The 3,204-nt window shown below is 64.0% G+C and carries 3 protein-coding genes; all 3 read right to left on the bottom strand.

Annotation, left to right across the window (positions count from 1 at the left end):
* Positions 1-352, bottom strand: a 352-nt coding sequence (locus HP547_RS28020) for an Mpo1-like protein (protein ID WP_172288717.1), incomplete at its 3' end; no start/stop codon positions are given.
* Between the two features lie 75 nt (positions 353-427).
* A complete protein-coding gene (locus tag HP547_RS28015; protein WP_172288715.1) occupies positions 428-1,906 on the bottom strand; it encodes a methyl-accepting chemotaxis protein in 1,479 nt (492 codons plus the stop codon).
* A gap of 265 nt (positions 1,907-2,171) precedes the next feature.
* A complete protein-coding gene (locus HP547_RS28010) occupies positions 2,172-2,966 on the bottom strand; it encodes a TatD family hydrolase (protein WP_172288713.1) in 795 nt (264 codons plus the stop codon).
* Between the last annotated feature and the right edge of the window lie 238 nt (positions 2,967-3,204).

Genomic DNA, 3,204 nt, shown 5'->3' with positions numbered 1-3,204 from the left:
GCCGCTCCCGCCAGGCTTTCCACCAGCTCCCGCTCAGCACGAAGCGCGGAAAGGTGATGAACTGCTCGGTCAGCAGCCGCTTCACGGCGTCCTGGCGATTGGCGAACGGCTCGGGCTGCTCGGCCTCCAGGCGATGACCGTGGCGCTGCAGGCCCAGGCCGGCGATCAGGGCGATGATGCCAACGGCCAGTTGGCCCAGATCGAGGCCGAACAGGCCGGACAGCACCAGCAACGCACCCAGGATGAACAGTGGCACGGCAATCAGGTGCAATACCAGATTGGCCGGGTGACGGTGATTATGGTGGTAGCCGCGCCATTGCCAGGCGCGCAGGTTGGGCAGGCGTTTGCTCATGGGCATATCCTCTCGGTCATGCCCAAAGCTTAGTGCTGCCGCCGGCCTGGGGCCAATCAAGCCGGCCTATCGCGACTATAGCTTGAGCTGGCCAATGACTTTGTTCAGCTGTCCCGCCAAGGTCGCCAGTTCGCTGCTGGTGTTTGCCGAGCCCACCGTCTGCTGCACGGTCTGCTCGGTCACGTCGCGAATACTCACCACGGCGCGGTTCATTTCCTCGGCCACCTGGCTTTGTTGCTCGGCGGCCACGGCAATCTGGGTATTGCTTTCGCGCATCTGGGCCACCGCGCCGGTGATTTCAGCCAGCGCTGCACCGGCTTCCTGGGCCTGCCTGACGCAGTCGTCAGCCTTGTACGAACTTTCCTGCATGAATTCCACCGCATCGCGGGTGCCCGACTGCAAGGCCGAGACCATTGTGGTGATCTCGTCGGTGGAGGTTTGCACGCGCCTGGCCAGGTTACGCACCTCATCGGCCACCACTGCAAAGCCGCGGCCCAGGTCACCGGCGCGCGCCGCTTCGATGGCGGCGTTGAGCGCCAACAGGTTGGTCTGTTCGGCGATGCTGTGGATCACGCTGACCACGCTGTTGATCTTCTGGCTGTCTTCGGCCAGCTGGCGAATCATTTCGGCGGTTTGCTGCACGCCGCTGGACAGCCCGGAAATCGAATCCTGCACCCGGCTGACGACCTCCTGGCCACTGCCTGCCAGGGTGTCAGCGGTTTGCGACAGGTCGCGGGTGGCGCCGGCGTGCTGGGCAATGTGGTGCACCGTCGCGGACATTTCGTTGATGGCTGTGGCGGCCTGGTCAGTCTCGCTCTGCTGGCCGAGCATGCCGTGGCGCACGTCGCTCATGCTGGCAGCCAGGCGTGCGGCGCCCGAGTCCAGTTGTGCTGCGGTGTGGGCGACGGTACTGACCACGCGGTGATAGGTGGCCTGCATGGCGTTGAACGCCCCGGCCATCTGGCCGACCTCGTCGCCACAGGCCAGGGGTACCCGGGCAGCCAGGTCACCGGTTTTTTCCACGTGCAGCATCACGTCCTTGAGGGTGTTGAGCTGGCTGAGCAGGAAGCGGATCAGCAGCTGCGAGGCGCCAAGCATGGCCAGCATCAGGATCAGCACGCACACCGCGTAGTTGCTGAAGCGCTCGAGGAAGACCTGGCGCAGGCTTGGCGACTGGGCCAGCACGGCGATTTGCTGATCACCGTTGCGTAGCACCTGCGCGCCGCGCAGCGGATTGTCGCCAAGGATCCAGGGGCCAGGCAGTTCGACCCAACCCTGGCCGTTACGCAGGGCGTCGAGGGCATTGCCGGCGAAGGTCGGCGTTTGCCCGGCGGACCATCGGATGACGTTGGCCGGCTGCGGCAGTGCTTGCCCAGCTGGCCAGGCCGCCAGCAGCTGGGCTTGTGCCGCCGCCTGTGCCTGGGCGGCTTCGGCGCGGGCGCGTTGCTCAAGGTGCACGGCGTAGAGCACCAGCAGCAAGGTCGTGACAAAGGCCACCGCGTTGACGGCCCAGAACTTGTACTTCAGGGAAACATTGCTAAGCCAGGCACCCATGGGCAGGTCTTCTCTGAGTTGAGCGGAAACAATATTGGCAAGGTGCCATCATTGTGCCTGTCCAATTCAGAGGCTTTGTTGATATGCATCAAAAGCTTGTAGGAACAACTGTCTTGCGCAAAATTTAAAAAGCGTGCGTGATCCCTGTGGGAGCGGGTTTACCCGCGAATGCGGTGGCGGCGGCAGCGGTGAGCGGCCAGGAGAAACTGGCCGCCGGGTCAGGCCCATTCGCGGGTGAACCCGCGCATGCAGGGCGGGTCAGATTTCAGATCTGGAAGAACGCCCGCGCAGTGGCAGTGGTATGCGCCGCCGTGTGCTCGATCGACTCACCCCGGTGCAAGGCCACCTCGCGCAACACCTCGGGCAGGAACGCCGGTTCATTGCGCCCGCTCTTCGGCTTGGGCCGCAGGCTACGCGGCAGCAGATAAGGCGCATCGCTCTCCAGCATCAGCCGCCCCTCGGCAATGTTGCCTACCAGCGGGTGCAGGTGGGTACCGCGGCGTTCGTCGCAGATCCAGCCGGTAATGCCGATATGCAGGTCCATGTCCAGGTAGGCAAACAGCGCGTCGCGCTCACCGGTAAAGCAATGCACCACTGCGCCGGTCAGGTGATCACGGTACGCCTTGAGGATCGCCAGCAAGCGCTCGTTGGCGTCGCGTTCATGCAGGAACACCGGCAGGCGCAGTTCGGCCGCCAGGGCCAGCTGTGCTTCCAGGGCTTTTTCCTGCAGTGGGCGAGGGGAGAAGTCGCGGTTGAAATCCAGGCCGCATTCACCCACGGCGCGCACACGGGGTTCGTTCAACAGTTGCCGTAACCGGCCCTCACTGCCGGCATCCCAGGCCTTGGCATCGTGCGGGTGTACCCCCGCCGTGGCGAACAGGTGCGCGCCGCACGGATCCAGTTGCTGGCACAGTTCCAGCGCCTGTTCGCTGACGTCCAGGCTGGTGCCCGTAAGCACCATTTGCGTTACCCCGGCTTCGAGCGCGCGCTCGACGATAGTCGCCTGTTGGTCGCGGAAACTGCTGTTGGTCAGGTTGACGCCGATATCGATCAGTTGCATGGTGCTACCTCGTGCCGCGGGGCGGCCAGCATAGCAAACATCTCGTTTTTCTGAAAAAACCAAGAACTTCATGCTGTTGCCGTGGTCTTTTACTGTCATTTATCACTTGGCGGTGCAAACCATGGATGCTGCCCACCGACCACGGACACGTTCCCCCATGCTGCGATGCTGGCTCATCTTGCTGCTCACGCTCGGGCTGGCCCTGACCGGTCCGGCCTATGCGCGCTTGCCAGGGCCG

The organism is Pseudomonas sp. CM27, assembly GCF_013179515.1.
Taxonomy (GTDB): domain Bacteria; phylum Pseudomonadota; class Gammaproteobacteria; order Pseudomonadales; family Pseudomonadaceae; genus Aquipseudomonas.
The sequence above is the reverse complement of the archived record's forward strand: the minus strand, read 5'-3'. Positions and strand labels throughout refer to the sequence as shown.